General features: G+C 69.7%; 14 protein-coding genes. 9 read left to right on the top strand and 5 right to left on the bottom strand.

Annotated elements, in window-relative coordinates; translation table 11 throughout:
* Nucleotides 1-4 precede the first annotated feature (4 nt).
* From AB0B90_RS32580 to AB0B90_RS32560, 5 genes are all read left to right on the top strand, one after another.
* Complete coding sequence (locus AB0B90_RS32580; protein WP_362926228.1) at nt 5-580, top strand: hypothetical protein; 576 nt, start codon at nt 5-7, stop codon at nt 578-580.
* A gap of 143 nt (nt 581-723) precedes the next feature.
* Nucleotides 724-1,419, top strand: coding sequence for a response regulator transcription factor (locus AB0B90_RS32575; protein ID WP_344922103.1), 696 nt, complete (start codon nt 724-726; stop codon nt 1,417-1,419).
* A 262-nt stretch (nt 1,420-1,681) separates the two neighbouring features.
* A complete protein-coding gene (locus AB0B90_RS32570; protein ID WP_362926227.1) occupies nt 1,682-3,676 on the top strand; it encodes an ABC transporter in 1,995 nt (664 codons plus the stop codon).
* A complete protein-coding gene (locus tag AB0B90_RS32565; RefSeq protein ID WP_362926226.1) occupies nt 3,673-5,403 on the top strand; it encodes a GTPase in 1,731 nt (576 codons plus the stop codon). Before AB0B90_RS32570 ends, AB0B90_RS32565 begins: the two co-directional genes overlap by 4 nt.
* A gap of 362 nt (nt 5,404-5,765) precedes the next feature.
* Entirely contained in the window at nt 5,766-8,186 is a 2,421-nt protein-coding gene (locus AB0B90_RS32560) for a penicillin acylase family protein (RefSeq protein WP_362926225.1), read from the top strand.
* A gap of 207 nt (nt 8,187-8,393) precedes the next feature.
* On the opposite strand, the gene AB0B90_RS32555 is transcribed toward AB0B90_RS32560, so the two are convergent.
* Nucleotides 8,394-8,738, bottom strand: coding sequence for a DUF1036 domain-containing protein (locus AB0B90_RS32555; RefSeq protein ID WP_350945757.1), 345 nt, complete (start codon nt 8,736-8,738; stop codon nt 8,394-8,396).
* Nucleotides 8,739-8,740: 2 nt separating this feature from the next.
* Nucleotides 8,741-8,965, bottom strand: coding sequence for a hypothetical protein (locus tag AB0B90_RS32550; protein WP_350945756.1), 225 nt, complete (start codon nt 8,963-8,965; stop codon nt 8,741-8,743).
* A gap of 153 nt (nt 8,966-9,118) precedes the next feature.
* On the opposite strand from AB0B90_RS32550, the gene AB0B90_RS32545 reads away from it, so the two are divergent.
* A complete protein-coding gene (locus tag AB0B90_RS32545) occupies nt 9,119-9,262 on the top strand; it encodes a hypothetical protein (RefSeq protein WP_350945755.1) in 144 nt (47 codons plus the stop codon).
* 83 nt (nt 9,263-9,345) lie between these two features.
* Nucleotides 9,346-10,083 carry an SRPBCC domain-containing protein gene (locus AB0B90_RS32540; protein WP_362926224.1) on the top strand — a complete coding sequence of 246 codons (738 nt, stop codon included), beginning with the start codon at nt 9,346-9,348 and terminating at the stop codon, nt 10,081-10,083.
* A gap of 135 nt (nt 10,084-10,218) precedes the next feature.
* On the opposite strand, the gene AB0B90_RS32535 is transcribed toward AB0B90_RS32540, so the two are convergent.
* Entirely contained in the window at nt 10,219-10,836 is a 618-nt protein-coding gene (locus AB0B90_RS32535) for an XRE family transcriptional regulator (RefSeq protein WP_350945803.1), read from the bottom strand.
* Between the two features lie 224 nt (nt 10,837-11,060).
* Between AB0B90_RS32535 and AB0B90_RS32530 the strand changes: the two genes are divergently transcribed.
* Entirely contained in the window at nt 11,061-12,641 is a 1,581-nt protein-coding gene (locus AB0B90_RS32530; protein ID WP_362926223.1) for an NCS1 family nucleobase:cation symporter-1, read from the top strand.
* A complete protein-coding gene (locus AB0B90_RS32525) occupies nt 12,641-13,381 on the top strand; it encodes an aspartate/glutamate racemase family protein (protein ID WP_362926222.1) in 741 nt (246 codons plus the stop codon). The genes AB0B90_RS32530 and AB0B90_RS32525 overlap by 1 nt, the downstream gene beginning before the upstream one ends.
* 396 nt (nt 13,382-13,777) lie before the next feature.
* Here AB0B90_RS32525 and AB0B90_RS32520 read toward each other — a convergent pair whose 3' ends face one another.
* Together AB0B90_RS32520 and AB0B90_RS32515 are read right to left on the bottom strand one after the other, a co-directional pair.
* Nucleotides 13,778-14,323, bottom strand: coding sequence for a hypothetical protein (locus AB0B90_RS32520; RefSeq protein ID WP_362926221.1), 546 nt, complete (start codon nt 14,321-14,323; stop codon nt 13,778-13,780).
* On the bottom strand, nt 14,320-15,477 hold the full coding sequence (locus AB0B90_RS32515; RefSeq protein WP_362926220.1) for an XRE family transcriptional regulator: 1,158 nt from the start codon (nt 15,475-15,477) through the stop codon (nt 14,320-14,322). The genes AB0B90_RS32520 and AB0B90_RS32515 overlap by 4 nt, the downstream gene beginning before the upstream one ends.
* Nucleotides 15,478-15,628 lie beyond the last annotated feature (151 nt).

Genomic DNA, 15,628 nt, shown 5'->3' with positions numbered 1-15,628 from the left:
ACACATGGGCGGCAACGCCGACGAGACGGTCCCGGCGGGCAGGGGTCTGGAGAGTTCCCCGTTCCGGGGAGACCTGGACGGTGAACTGGCGGCCCGGCCGCGGCGCCGCCTGTCGACGCTCACCCTCGTGCTGGGCGCCGGGGTGATGCTCGTGGCGGGGGTGATCGTGGGCATCCAGGCGCAGAAGGCGATGGGCGGCCCGTCCGGTATCGCCGAGGCGGTGATGCGGCAGGCGGGCCCAGGCGGCCCCGGCGGCCCCGGTGGCTTCGGTGGCGGCCAGGGGCGCCAAGAGGGCCAGGGTCGCCAAGGGGGGCAGGGCGGCCAAGGGGGTCAGGGCGGTGGCCGGGGCGGCATGACCGTCGGTACGGTGCAGCGGGTCGAGGGTGGCAAGGTCTACGTCCAGACGGTCGACGGCTCGGTCGTGACCGTGAACACCACCGACGAGACGTCCGTACGCGTCACGAAGGAAGGGAAGGTCGCCGACCTCAAGCCCGGAGGCACGGTCGTCGTGCGGGGGACGCCGGCCGATGACGGCTCGGTGACCGCGACCGACATCAACGAGGGCGCCGGGCGTAGGTGAGCCCGGTCGTGGAGGGCGCCGGGCGTCGGTGAACCCGGTCGTGACGGCCGCGTTTCTCCGGGAAAGGTACTGAGAGGTCTCTCAGGAAACGTTCAGCCCCGGCTGAGCTGCGTTCCAGAGAGGTGGGCGAGTCTCGGAGTGTGCTGGACAGAGTGGAAGCCCGATTGCTGGTCGTGGACGACGAACCGAACATCAGGGAGTTGCTCTCGGCCAGCCTGCGCCTGTCGGGGTTCGAGGTGGTGACCGCGGTGGACGGCAGGGAGGCCGTGCACTTCGCCGAGCGCATCCGTCCCGACCTGGTCGTGCTGGACGTGATGCTGCCCGACATGGATGGTTTCGCCGTGGCGGGACGGCTGCGGGAGATGAGCGGGCAGATGCCGGTGCTCTTCCTGACCGCGCGGGACGGCACCGACGACAAGGTGGCGGGGCTGCGGCTGGCCGACGACTACGTGACCAAGCCTTTCAGCCTGGAGGAGGTCCTGGCCCGTATCCGGGCCGTGCTCCGCCGTACCAGGGGGGATCTCGACCTGCCGGTACGCCTCCAGGTCGGCGACCTGGAGCTGGACGAGGAGGCGCACCAGGTCTGGCGCTCCGGCGTCCCGGTGCGGCTGTCGCCGACCGAGTTCAAGCTCCTGCACTACTTCATGGTCAACACCGGCAGGGTGCTGTCCAAGGCGCAGATCCTCGACCACGTCTGGAACTACGACTTCGGCGGTGACGCGGGGGTCGTCGAGTCCTACGTCTCCTACCTGCGCCGGAAGGTCGACACAGCCGAGCCCCGGCTCATCCACACCCTTCGCGGGGTCGGCTATGTGCTGCGACCGCCCCACAGTGATTGAATTTTCAGCTGATATTCAGCTCTACATGACCCGTTTCTGAGGTTTGTGTGTTCAAATAGGCATTGCACGACCCCCGATCACCTCGGAAGCATCCGAACGGGTTCGAGCTCGCCTCCAGCTGCGGGGGAGACGAGCTCGGCATGACCCCCGGGTGAGATCCGAGGGCTGGGCCCCACCGCTTTACCGAGTTCGCCCCCGTAACCCGGTCCAGCGGTGGGGCCAAACACGTCTAGAGGGGCCTCGGCAGGGCAGGATCGACCGTATGGGTGACAACGACGGTCTTCTGGAGACGCTGCGGGAGCTGCGGCGGCACCTCGACCGCGAGCTGTTCCCCCTCGCGATCGGCGACGTGGAGGCCGACCGCCGGGCGCTGCGCGAGCTGACCGGCCAGCTCGACGACTACCTGATCCCCCGGCTGAGCGCGATCGACGCTCCGCTGCTCGCCGTCGTCGGCGGATCCACCGGGGCGGGGAAGTCCACGCTGGTGAACTCCCTGGTCGCCGAGGACGTCTCCGAGCCGGGGGTGCTGCGGCCCACGACGATGGCACCCACCCTCGTCACCAGCCCCGTCGACCGCGAGTGGTTCACCGCCCAGAACGTCCTGCCCGGCCTGCCGCGCGTCACCGGGAGCGGCAGGGGCGAGCCCGGCACGCTCCGGATCGTCACCGCCGCCACCGTCCCGCCCGGCCTCGCCCTGCTCGACGCCCCCGACATCGACTCGATCGTCGCCGCGAACCGCGAACTGGCCGCCCAACTGCTCGCCGCCGCCGACCTGTGGCTGTTCACCACGACCGCCGCCCGGTACGCGGACGAGGTTCCCTGGGGCTTCCTGCGCTCGGCCAGGGAGCGCAGCACGGCCCTCGCCGTCGTCCTGTCCAGGGTTCCCCCCGAGGCGATGGGCGTGGTGCGCAAGGACCTGAACCGGCTGCTCGAGGCGAACGGCCTGGGCGGAACGCGCCTTTTCGAGGTGCCCGAGCTGACACTGCCCGACGAGAACGCCCGCCTGCCGCGCCAGGCGGTCCAGCCGATCGCCGACTGGCTCACCACCATCGCCGCCGACTCCCGTTCCCGCGCCGAGGTCGTACGCCAGACCCTGTCCGGCGCGCTGGAGAGCCTCTCCACCCGGGTGCCCGCGCTCGCGGCCGCGGTCGACCGTCAGCACACCGAGGCCGAGGAGCTCCGCTCGATGGCGGACGCCGCCTACGCGGTGGGCCTCGCCTCCTTCGACGAGGGCATGCGGGACGGGTCGCTGCTGCGCGGCGAGGTTCTGGCCCGCTGGCAGGACTTCGTCGGTACCGGCGACCTGATGCGCTCCCTGGAGAGCCGGGTCGGCAGGTTCAGAGACCGGGTGGTCGCCTTCGTCACCGGGCGGCCCGCGCCGGAGAGCGAGCTGCGGACCGCGCTGGAGAGCGGCGTGGAGGCACTGATCAGGGCCTCGGCCGACGGCGCCGCCGAGCGCCTCCTGGAGTCCTGGTCGTCGCACCCCTCGGGGCGGGCACTCCTCGAACGCGAGGGGGTCGCCGTGGCCGGACGTCTCGGCCGGGCCGCCGCCGACCTGCCCGCGAAGGCGGAGGAGGCCGTGCGGGGCTGGCAGTCGTACGTGCTCGACCTGGTCCGCGAGGAGGGGGCGGACAAGCGCACGACCGCCCGCATCACCTCCTTCGGGCTCAACGGGGCCGGACTGCTGCTGATGATCGCGGTGTTCGCCTCGACCGGCGGCCTGACCGGCATCGAGGTCGGCATCGCCGGAGGCACCGGCGTGCTCAGCCAGAAGGTCCTGGAGGCCGTCTTCGGCGACCAGGCCGTCCGTGACCTCACCGTCAAGGCCCGCACCGACCTGCGTGCCCGCGTCGCGATCCTCCTCAGCGAGGACGCCGACCGCTTCACCGACCTGCTGGACGCCGCCCAGCCTCCCGAAGGCACCGCCCCCGCCCTGCGTGCCGCCTCCGACGCCGTACGCGAGCACCTGCGCGAGCTCCCCGTCGCGGACCGCCGTGCCGCCCTGCCCGCCGGCTCCGTCCCGAGGACCGTGGAGGAATCACGCAGGCCGTCCGACGCACTCCCGCACGCGCCCGGCGGTCTTCCCCGCGCGCCCGGCGAGGTCCCCCGCGTCCACGGCGACGTCCCGCGCGCGCCTGACGATGCCCCGAACGCGTCCGGCAGGCCCGGCGATGTCCCCCGTGCGCACGGCGAGGCCCCTCGCGCGCCCGGCGGTGTTCCGCGAACCACCGGTAAGGGAGAGGCGGGCCAGACGTGAAGCTGCTGCGAAGGGAGAAGGCCGTCTCGTTGGACGACCGGTTGACGGCGCTGGCGCGCGCCGCCGACCTGGCCGACGGGAGGCTGGACGCGGAGGCGGTGAGCGCGGCCCGTTCGGTGATCTCCCGTGCCGGGGTACGGGCGAGCCTGTCGGTCGACCACACCGCGGTCGCGCTGGCCGGTGCCACCGGCAGCGGCAAGTCCTCGCTGTTCAACCTGCTGTCCGGCACCTCGCTCGCCACGGTCGGCGTCACCCGCCCGACCACCTCGACCGCCCAGGCCGCCCTCTGGGAGGGCGCCGGGGCGGGGCCGCTGCTCGACTGGCTGGAGATCCCCCGCCGCCACGAGCTCCTCGACGCATCCGGTGCTTCCTCGCCCTCCGCCGACCGGCCGTCGGACGGCTCGGGGCAGGTGGCGAGGATGGACGAGGCTGCCGCCGGGCTGATCCTGCTCGACCTGCCCGACCACGACTCGATCGAGCCGTCGCACCGGCTGGAGGTCGACAGGCTCGTCGAGCTGGTCGACCTGCTGGTGTGGGTGCTCGACCCGCAGAAGTACGCCGACGCGGCCGTCCACGACCGCTACCTCCGGCCGCTGGCCAGGCACCGGGGGGTGATGGTCGTCGTCCTGAACCAGATCGACCGGCTCTCACCGGCCGCCGCCGAGCGCTGCCTGAAGGACCTCCGGCGGCTCCTCGACGAGGACGGCCTGACCGGTGTCCCGGTGGTCGGGGTGTCCACCCGCACCGGGGCGGGCATCCCCGAGCTGCGCTCGCTGCTCACCTCCCGGGTCGCCGACCGGCGGTCCTGGTCCGCCCGCCTCGCCGCCGACGCGGGCATGGCGGCCGACGCGCTCCTCCGGGCGTCCGGCGTCGCCCCCGGCGAGACCCCTCCGGGCGTCGCGGGCGGGCCTGACGGCCTGGCGAGGCCGTTGAGGGACGCGCTGTCGCAGGCCGCGGGGGTGCCGGCCGTCGTCGAGGCGGTGGCCAAGTCCCACCGGCACCGTTCGGTCGCCGCCACCGGATGGCCGCCCACCCGATGGGTCCGCCGCCTGCGGCCCGATCCGCTTCGCCGCCTCCGCCTGGACACCGCGAGCAGGTCCGCCGGGGGTATGGGGGAGCCGGGAGAGCCGCAGGGCGTCGTCGGGAGGACGTCCATCCCCGTCGCGACCGTCGTCCAGCGTTCCCGGATGGACACCGCGATTCGCGAGGCCGCGGGGGCCGCCTCCGCCGGGCTTCCCGCGCCGTGGGCCGCCGCCGTGCGGCAGGCGGCGAGGTCCCATGGGGACGAGCTGGAGGACTGCCTGGACCGGGCGGTGGCCACCACCTCGCTCGGGGTCTCCAAGCGGCCCCTGTGGTGGCGGCTGGCCGGGGCGGCGCAGTGGCTGGCGCTCGCGACGGTGGTCGCCGGAGGGATCTGGCTGCTCGCCCTGGTCGCCGTCGACTATCTCCGGCTCCCGCAGCTCTACCTGCCGACCGCAGGGGAACTGCCCTGGCCCACCACGCTGCTGGTCGGGGGCGTGCTGCTCGGCCTGCTGATCGCGCTGCTCTCCCGGGTGGCCGCCTGGTTCGGCGGACGGCGCAGGGCACGCAAGGCGGCGAAGGCACTGCGGTCGAGCGTCGACCGGGTCGGCCGCGAGCTGGTGCTGGAGCCGGTGGAAGAGGAGCTGACCAGGTATCGGCACTTCACCGAGGCGGTCACAGTGGCCGGGGACGGAGCCCGCGGGTAGGCGGGCGGTCCCGACAGGGCCCACGGGTGGCGGACGGTCCTCGGCTGTCGACGTACGGCGGCTCTCATGACGCTTGTCGTGATCCGGTGCGCTCTTGCGCGGAGGCTTCCTCGTGGATGGCGCTTTCTCGTGAAAGAGCTCCCTTGAAGGGGCTCTAAGGGGGCGAACAAGGGCTGACGGGGCACTGAGGGCGCGCCACAGTTGCGGTGACGGGGGCTGGGGAGCCGCGGCTGTGATGACGGCGTCGTGATCCTTCGCGGGGGCGATGGGACGCGGGAACGCGCGTCCGCGCTCGATGTGCGGCCTGGGCGAGCCCCACATCGCCGGCATGCCTCGTGCTGCCGGCCGACGAGAGGAGCGACATGCGGCGATGGAGGAGGACGGCCTCGTTGCTGGCCGTCTGCGGTGCCCTCGGCGCCGGCCTGTTACCGCAGGCGGCGGGCGCGGAGGGGCCGACGGGGGCGGAGAGTCCGGCGGGCCGGGCGGGACCGGCGGGCGCGAAAGGGGGGACGGGCGCGGACTCGGTCTTCTCGGTCGCCGGGCTGGAGCGGCCGGTGCGGATGCTGGTGGACCGGTGGGGTGTGCCGCACATCTACGCGGAGAACACCGCCGACCTGTATCTCGCGCAGGGGTTCAACGCGGCCCGCGACCGCCTGTTCCAGATCGACCTGTGGCGCCGTCGCGGCCTCGGGCTTCTGTCCGAGGTGCTCGGCCCCGCCTACCTCAGGCAGGACCAGGCGGCCAGGCTGTTCCTCTACCGCGGGGACATGGAGAAGGAGTGGCAGAGCTACGGGCCCGACGCGAAGAAGGCGGCCACCCGGTTCGCCGAGGGGATCAACGCCTACGTCGACTGGCTGAAGCGCACCCCGGAGGCGATGCCGCAGGAGTTTCGCGAGCTGGGGTACGCGCCCGCGCGATGGTCTCCCGAGGACGTCGTGCGGATCCGCAGCCACAGCCTGGCGATCAATCTGACCTCCGAGGTCGACCGCGCCCGCGCGGTCTGCGCGGGCGGCATCGGTGTCGACCCGCTCATGCGCAGGCTTGAGCCCGAGTGGAAGACCGTGGTGCCCGACGGGCTCGACCCGTGTGCGATTCCTCCGGACGTGCTCGGCACCTACCAGCTCGCCACCCAGAGCGTCGTCTTCCAGAACGGCCAGGTCCGCGCGGTCCCCGAGCCGCCGGGGCCCGCCCTCTCCGAGGGCAGCAACGCCTGGGCCGTCGCGCCCGCGCGTAGCACGACGGGTCGTCCGATCCTGGCCAGCGACCCGCACCGGGTGATGAAGGCGCCCGCGCTGCGCTACATCACCCACCTGTCGGCACCCGGCCTCGACGTGATCGGGGCAGGGGAGCCCGCCCTGCCCGGCATCTCCATCGGGCACAACGGGACCGTGGCGTTCGGGCTCACCATCTTCGGCGTCGACCAGGAGGATCTCTACGTCTATCGGCTCGACCCCGGTGACCCGGGACGCTACCGGTACGGCAAGGGGTGGGAACGCTTCAGGACCGTCACGGAGAACGTGCCGGTGGCGGGTGAGCGGGCACAGCGCACCGAGCTCTCGTTCACCCGCCACGGTCCGGTGATCAAGGTGGATCGGGAGCGGAATCTCGCCTACGCCCTGCGTACGACCTGGCTGCAACCGGGCACGACGCCCTACTTCGGCAGCATGAAGTACATGCGGGCGCGTAACTGGAACGAGTTCACGACGGCGATGCGCACCTGGGGCGGGCCGCCGGAGAACCAGATCTACGCCGACGTCGCGGGCAACATCGGGTGGGTTCCGGGCGGTCTGGCACCCAACAGGGTCGGGTACGACGGCCTGCTGCCCGTGCCGGGGGACGGCCGCTACGACTGGGCCGGTTTCCACGACGGCGCCCGCCTGCCGCGTTCCTACAACCCGGCCAAGGGGATCGTCGCCTCCGCCAACGAGTTCAACATGCCCAAGGACCACCCGTTGAAGGTCGGGTTCGACTCGTGGGCCTCCCCGTACCGGCACGAGCGCATCGTCGAGGTGCTCTCCTCCCGGTCGCGCACCTCGCCCGCCGACTCGGCGGCGCTGCAGAGCGACAAGGTCTCCATCCCGGCCCGCAGGCTGGTGCGGCTGCTCGCGGGCATCACGAGCGACCAGCCGTCGACGGCGCGGGCGCTCGAACTGCTGCGTACCTACGACGCGGTCACGAGCGCGGACTCGGGGCGGGCCGCCCTGTTCGAGACGTGGTTCAGCGGCCACCTGGAACCGGCGTTCGCCCGCGAGGTCCTGCCGGAGAACGTGGCGAGGCAGATCTTCATCCACGACCCGCTGCTGCTCTTCGACGCGATGGACAACCCTGACCGGTGGTTCGGCGCCGGGGGAACGGCGGTGCGGGACCGCATTCTCAAGACCTCGCTCGCGGCGGCCTACGACGAACTGGTCGGTCGGCTCGGACCCGATCCCGCCACCTGGAAGTGGGGCGACATCCAGCGGCTCACGTTCGGGCATCCGACGGGCAAGGACGTGGGCCCATTCCCGCGCGGTGGCTCCTGGAACACCGTGGAGGCGTCGAACTATCTGCCGGGCAGTTACGCTCCCCTGTCGGGCCCCACGTTCAAGATGGTGCTCGACGTCGGCGACTGGGACAGGTCGCAGGCGATCAACGCTCCCGGTCAGTCGGGTGACCCCCGGAGCCCGCACTATCGCGACCTGGCGGAACCCTGGCAGAGGGGGGAGTATTTCCCGCTGCTCTACAGCCGCGCCGCCGTGGAACTCAATGCGAAGGATCGTTTCCTGCTCACCCCGCGTCGCTGAATCCTCGGGGCCGGGATGCTCGACACCTGAGCCCTGATCTTGACGCGGGTCGCCCGGCTGGGATCGAGCGCCTCCTGTGCGTAGGGGGGACGGACCCTGAGAAGGGAATTTTGGTATCCGTCTCTCAGGAGGCGCTCACCCGCGTCCGCTCTCACTGTGGCGCGGGGCCGGTCGGGGCCGGGCGGCGCGTCAGGTGAGGGGAGCGCGTCAGGCGGTGAGATTCACGTAGTAGCGCGCATAACCGTTCATGTCGACGAGTCGGGTGCCGACGCGCCTCGCGGCGGTGCTGCCGATGTTGATGCAGGAGTCGAAGGCGTTCTGGTAGACGTACATCGGGCCGTAGGGACCGGTCCAGACGGCTCCGTTGGCGGCTTCGGCGTAGAAGGCGGCGTACCGGTTGTCGGTGTTGAGGACGAACGCCTCACCGCCCGGGTCGATGGCCCACCAGCCCCGGGTGCCCCACTGGCCGTGGTCGCGGCAGCCGACGGGGCTGTAGAACATGATCGCGACCCACACCTTGGAGGTGTAGCGGTTGCGGAAGTGCAGCTGCATCTCTACTCCTCCTCTTCCGGTTCGGTGAATCGCGCGGCGAGAGGTTTGTCGTCGATCGGCTGATCGGCGATGGGAGGCAGATGGTCATCGGTCTTCGCGGCGACGGCGGCGCGGTCGGCCGTCCCGGGGCGCTCGCTCGTCTCGCCCGTCTGGGCCGACTCCGCGTCCACGAACGCCACCCGGGGGTCGGGGGGGCGCTCTGTGCCGTTTTCCGGCATGGTGCTCACCTACATTCGTTGAGTTCGTAGAGTGATTGCTCGACAACATACAGTCACTTTCAAGGTCATGTAAAGAATCGTTTTCATTTTCGGGCGGTCGCCCGATACCGACAAATTTTTTTGTATTGACGGTGTGAGTCGTCGGTCGATATTGTAGAGAACATGTTCGAAGGCGGGGCGGCCGAAGAGGTCGGCGTCGCCGAGGCGGCGCTCGATTCGATCCGGGTGCGGCCGCCGGAGGCGCTGGTCGAGCGGCACCCGGCGACCGGTCGCGCGGCGGTCACCGGGTCGTCCCGGCAGAGCTGAAGACCCTCCAGTGCCACGGCCTCGTGAAGTTCGTCGAGGAGCGAGGCGGGGCAACGACACCAACGACATCAAGGAGTCCTGATATGTCGCACGAATTCCGCCTCACCCACGATGTCGACCTCCAGGCGACCCCCGAGCAGGTCTGGGAGGCGATCGCGACCGGCCCCGGCGTCGACGCGTGGTTCATGGGCAAGAACGAGATCGAGCCCCGCGAAGGTGGCAGGGCGTCGATGACGATGCCCGGGGTGAACGGTGACTCCACGGTCACCGCCTGGGAGCCGCCGCACCGGTTCGCCTACGCCTCGGAGCCCGACGAGGACGGCGGGTTCATGGCGTTCGAATATCTCGTCGAGGGCCGTGACAACGGTGGCACCGTGCTGCGGTTCGTGCACAGCGGGGTCCTGGCCGGCGACTGGGAGGCGGAGTACGACGCGCTCCGCAAGGGCAACCCGCTCTACCTGCGGACCCTCGCCCAGTATCTGGAGCACTTCCGCGGCCGCACCGCCGTGCCGGTCACCGCGTTCGCCCCGCAGCAGCCCGACCAGGACCTGGCCTGGGCCGGTCTCACCCGCGCCGTCGGCCTGTCCGAGCAGGTCGGGGAGGGTGACAAGGTGCACCTCACGGTCGCGGGCCAGGGCGTCGACGGCGTGGTCGACACGGTGCTCGCCCCCAGCTTCCTGGGCGTGCGCACCGACGACGCGCTGCTGCGGTTCGTCGGGGGCGACGGCGTCATCATGACCGGCCACCACCTCTTCACCGAGGTCGACCAGGCCGACGCCGAGCGGACCTGGGGTGAGTGGCTCGCGTCCGTCTACGCCTGAGCCGTTCGGCTGCTCATCCGGCCGCGACGATCGAGGAGACGCCCAACCGAGCCGCCGCCCGCGAACCGTGGCCCACCGGACCCTTCGCCGAAGGTCCGGTGGGCCACGGGCGTTCACACGGTCGCGTCGTCTCCGTCAGTGGTGGACGATGAGCCAGGTCGCGACGGCGGTGACGGTCTCCGAGCGGTTGCCGATGATGTGGGGGCGGCTGCACGGGAAGGTGATGGAGTCGCCCTCGGCGAGGGTGACGACCTCGGACTCGAAGTCGATGGTGAGCTCGCCCCTGGTCACGGTCCCGACCTCGTAGCCCTCGTGCTTGAGGAAGTGGCCGTGCGCGTTGGAGATCGAGTTCGGCGGATAGGTCGACTCGAAGAACTCGACGTCGGGTGAGGGGGCGGGCGAGAGCCTGCGGAAGGTGATGCCGCCGCTGAGCCGGATGGGGGCGACCTCCCACGAGCGCCGGATGGCGAACCCGGGAGGCGCGCTCGGCCCCGCCGGGTCGGCGTCGGCCGCCTCCGCGGTGTCGAACACGGCCGCGAGGGGCACGCCGATCGCGGAGACGAAGGCGATGAGCCTGCTGACGGACGGCCGCATCGTGCCGAGCTCGATCTGGGAGACGGCGCTGGGCGAGATGCCGAGCTCGCGCGCCAGGGCACGCAGCGACATCCCCGACCGGAGCCGCAGCTCGCGGAGCCTGCGGCCGAGGTGCTCGTTCGTGATCGCCTCGATCTCCGCGCCGGGTTCCGGGGTCATGGCTGTCACGGCCTCCACGCCAATTGTCACAAGGCCTTTACGCGGCCGAAATTAGGGGTCGGGTGTCAAGGCATACATTGACGGCAGCTGTTAAGTGACCACTTAACAGCCCACGCCACAGCCCCTGCGGGGGCAACTGCGTCAATCCCGAGCACCTTCCGCCCTGGCACACCCGCGCGCGGGACACACCGGTCTCCCGCACCGTACCCCCCACGGAAGCCGACATGACCGAACACAGCGCACCGTCCCAGCCGAAACTACACGACGTCGTCGAGGCCGCGGGCATGCCCGTCGGCGACGGCCTCGTCAAACCCGACTACGACCCCCGGCTCGCGAACGAGGACCTCGCCCCGCTCCGCGAGCAGAGATGGTCCTCGTACAACATCTTCGCCTTCTGGATGTCCGACGTGCACAGCGTCGGCGGCTACGTCACCGCGGGCAGCCTGTTCGCCCTCGGGCTGGCGAGCTGGCAGGTCCTCCTCGCCCTGATCGTGGGCATCGTCATCGTGAACGTGTTCTGCAACCTGGTCGCCAAGCCGAGCCAGGTCACCGGTGTGCCGTACCCGGTCATCAACCGGGCGATCTTCGGGGTGCGCGGCGCGAACATCCCCGCCATCATCCGCGGACTCATCGCGATCGCCTGGTACGGGGTGCAGACCTACCTCGCCTCCCAGTCGCTCATCATCATCTTCCTCAAGTTCTGGCCCGCGTCGGCGTCGCTGAACGAGGGCGGCTTCCTCGGCCTGTCCGCGCTCGGCTACATCTGCTACGCCATCCTCTGGGTGGCACAGGCGGCCGTGTTCTGGAAGGGCATGGAGGCGATCAGGCGGTTCATCGACTGGGCGGGACCCGCCGTCTACGTCGTCATGGTCGTGCTCGCCGTCTACCTGGTCAGCCAGGCGGGCTGGGAGAACATCAGCCTCGACCTCTCCGAGGGCGAGAACCTCGACTTCGGCGCGTCCATCCCGGTCATGCTCAGCGCGATCGCCCTCGTCGTCTCGTACTTCTCGGGGCCGATGCTGAACTTCGGTGACTTCTCCCGGTACGGGAAGTCGTTCGCGGCGGTGAAGAAGGGCAACTTCCTCGGGCTGCCGATCAACTTCCTGTTCTTCTCGCTGCTCACGGTGATCACCGCGTCGGCGACCGTGCCCGTGTTCGGCGAGCTCATCACCGACCCCATCCACACGGTCGAGCGCATCGACACGCCGTTCGCGATCCTGCTGGGCGGGCTCACCTTCGTCATCGCGACGATCGGCATCAACATCGTCGCGAACTTCATCTCCCCGGCGTTCGACTTCTCCAACGTGAACCCGCAGAAGATCAGCTGGCGGACCGGCGGCATGATCGCGGCGGTCGGCTCCGTGCTGCTCACGCCGTGGAACTGGTACAGCAACCCCGACGCCATCCACTACACGCTCGGCATCCTCGGCGCCCTGATCGGGCCGCTGTTCGGGATCCTGATCTCCGGCTACTACATCGTGAGCCGCCAGCGGATCTGGGTGGACGACATGTTCACCCTCGAACCGGCCGGCCGCTACTTCTTCCAGGGCGGCTACAACCCGAACGCGGTCTGGGCGACGGTGCTCAGCGGGGTCCCCGCGATCGTGTCGGTGCTCGTGCCGAAGATGCTGCTCGACCTGGAGCTCACCACGATCGACGTGACCTGGATCGCCGACTACAGCTGGTTCGTCGGCTGCGGGCTCGGGTTCGTGGCGTTCACCGTGCTGGAGCGGATGTCGCCGAGGATCGGCGGTCTCGACCGTGACACCGACCGGGTGTCGGACGGCACGACCCTGGTCGGTTGATGACCCGCGTCGACCTCCGGGTGATCAACCCCAACACCGCCCGGGCCATGACCGAGAACATCGGCCGATGCGCCCGGGCGGTCGCGGCGCCGTCCACCGTCGTCACGGCCGTGAACCCGGCGATGGGCCCGGAGTCGATCGAGAGTCACTACGACGAGGCCCTCGCCGTGCCCGGCCTGCTGGCGGAGATCGCGGCGGGCGAGGCGGCGGGGGCGGACGGATACGTCATCGCCTGCTTCGGAGACCCCGGCCTCGACGCCGCCCGCGAGCTCGCCTCGGGGCCGGTGGTCGGGATCGCCGAGGCGGCCATGCACGCCGCCACCCTGGTCGGCCGGAGCTTCAGCGTCGTGACGACCCTCGCCAGGACCACGGGCCGGGCGTGGGACCTCGCCACCCGGTACGGCTTCGCGGGCGCGTGCCGGGGGGTGCACGCCTGCGACATCCCCGTACTCGAACTGGACGACCCCTCCTCGGACGCGCGCAAAGTGGTGACCGCCCTGTGCGCGGAGGCCGTGGAACGGGACGGATGCGACTCGATCGTGCTCGGCTGCGCGGGCATGGCCTCCTTCTGCGCGGACGTCTCCCGCGCGGTCGGCGTCCCGGTGATCGACGGCGTCACCGTGGCGACCAAGCTCGTCGAGTCGCTCGTCTCCCTCGGCCTGCGGACGAGCACCCGAGGCGAGTTCGCCCCTCCCCGCCCCAAGAGGTACACCGGCCTGCTCCGCGACTTCACCGTCTGACGCACGAGATCCGTTGCCCTGCCCCTCAGCATCGCGGGACAGGGCACCGGCTGCTCAGGAACTCTGGTAGAACGCTCCGGTAGCCTGGCGAGTCGCATCCAGCAGGGAAGTCTTGCCCTGGCGGTGGCGTCTGGACACTACGCCAGGTGTCGCCTTTGAATAGCGGATAAAATGCGACAGTTTCGACCACTCGTAGTCATGATCGAACACTTCTGTCGGCTGTTCATGATCGCCTCTAGCGATGATGAAGACGTTTATTATAAGTACACTCGTCATTGATTACGGGCGTGAGAGCGAGCAGAAGGCGAAGGCCGACCCCGAGCTGAACGGACAGGTCAAGACCGTTCATCGTCTTAAGGGAAGCCCGGCTATCAAAGTGTCCTTGCTCGCGAGAGATCAGCAGAGCCCATGGCGACGGGCATAGGGGCCGAAGGTCGCACCTGAGCATGGCAGACGCATGCCCGTAGCTTTGAGCGTGTCAACGATGTTGCCCGCTCCAACCTCGCTGAGTTTGCCGTCGCGGCAGGCGTTCGCGAGTAGCCACACGGTGCCATGAACCCTCAGGCCAAAGCTTCTGCCTACCGCCACGGCCTCTCGATCATCGGTGATCGCGATTCCGTCGCAGAGTTCGGCGGCCGAGAACACACTGGCCTCACCAAGGTTCCGCTCAGAGGAGCCGATCCGCTGCGACCATTTCGCGAAACTTCTGATCTCCCCGAGGGAGTCGAGGCGTGCGACACCAAGCCAGTCCGCGTCCAGCACCTTCAGAAGAGCGGAATGTTCGGTGACGCCCGCGCGTAGCTCCTCCCGTACGACATGGGTCGTCAGGCAGTTTCTGCCGACGAGAAGGTCTCGTAGGACGTCCAGGCGCTCGGCACGTGCGAAGTGGTTGAGGCACATCGCGTCGAACACCAGGGGGAGATCCGGTTCGGGAGGGATCAAGGTTCGAGATCCGGCTCCTCGCGGGTGGGGAGGTCCGACTCCACGATCTGGCCGCGCATGAGTTCCACGGCGCGAGATGTGGTCATCCGGTTCTTCCCCCACGCCTGCAGCACGGCATGAGCGTAACTCGGCGGCACGCGCACCGTCTGGAGATCAGGCTGTGGCACCCAGCCCAGGGCCTCCATGAGTTCGGCACGTGTTGGGTTCTTCCGACGCAGGTCCTTCGCGTCCTCCTTGGCCAGGATTCCGGCCGCGACCGCTTGGCGGATGGCCAGTGACCAGGATGTTCGGTATTTGGCGGCGAGGGTGACGAGGGGGTCTCGCAGGGAATCCCTGTTTTCCGCACAGCCCCTCAGCACCGACTCGATGGGCAGCAGGAGCTCTGCGGCGAAAGCGTCGATCACCAGTTCTCTGTCGGCGCGAGAGGTGTGGAGGCCCAGGTCCGCCGAGTACTCATCACCGATGATCATGTGACCCAGCTCGTGAGCGGCGGTCGCTCGACGTCTTCCGGGATCCCCCTGGCTGCTGACGACCGCCACGGCGATTCCGTCTTCGATCAGGGAGGCCCCGTCTCCCGGCGCGTCGACCACCGCGACCAGCTGGCCGAGCTCCTCGCAGACGCTTATCAGCGAACTGATCGGATCGGTTCCAAGGCCGAGTCTCCGCCTGGCCCACCTGGCCGCGTCGCGAGCGGTCTCGACGTTCTCCACGACGCCGTGGAATTTCTCGGGCACGGGAGGAGTCAACTCTCGCAGCTCGACGAGTTGCCGGACATCGTCCAGCCACGTCGCCAGAGCCGCTTCAAGCCGATATGACTGGCGGGCGGCATCCGTTGCCGGGTCGTCGATGAGCTCGGTCCGACGCGATACGACCGCTGGAGGCCGGCGCAGGAAATGCGTCAGCGGCACTCCGAGGACCGATGACAGCCGCGCCAGTTCGAGAGCGTCCACTCTGCGGGTGCCCGCTTCGATCTTGGCGATCATCGTACGGTCCAGGTGCATGGCCGATGCGAGTTGCTCCTGAGACATGCCAGTCGCAACGCGGCATTCGCGGACGCGATCGCCCACGTCAGCCCACTCTCCGACCTCTCTCATGGTGCGATAATCGCACGTTGGCTGGTCAAGGACGAGGCTCTCCAACGTCGCCGCAGTCAATCGTTACCTTCGGTGGTCCTTCTTGGGGATTCCGCAGGTCTTCGTGGACCAAGGACGGTGGGAACCATCATGCGAAGTGCGGGCTGCAAGGTGGGTGAAGAAACATGACACAAGGTGTCGGGTTTTGGGGTGAGTATGGGTTCCCCGGTCG

This window comes from Streptosporangium sp. NPDC049078 (assembly GCF_040648855.1).
In the GTDB taxonomy this organism is placed as follows: Bacteria; Actinomycetota; Actinomycetes; order Streptosporangiales; family Streptosporangiaceae; genus Streptosporangium.
The sequence above is the reverse complement of the archived record's forward strand: the minus strand, read 5'-3'. Positions and strand labels throughout refer to the sequence as shown.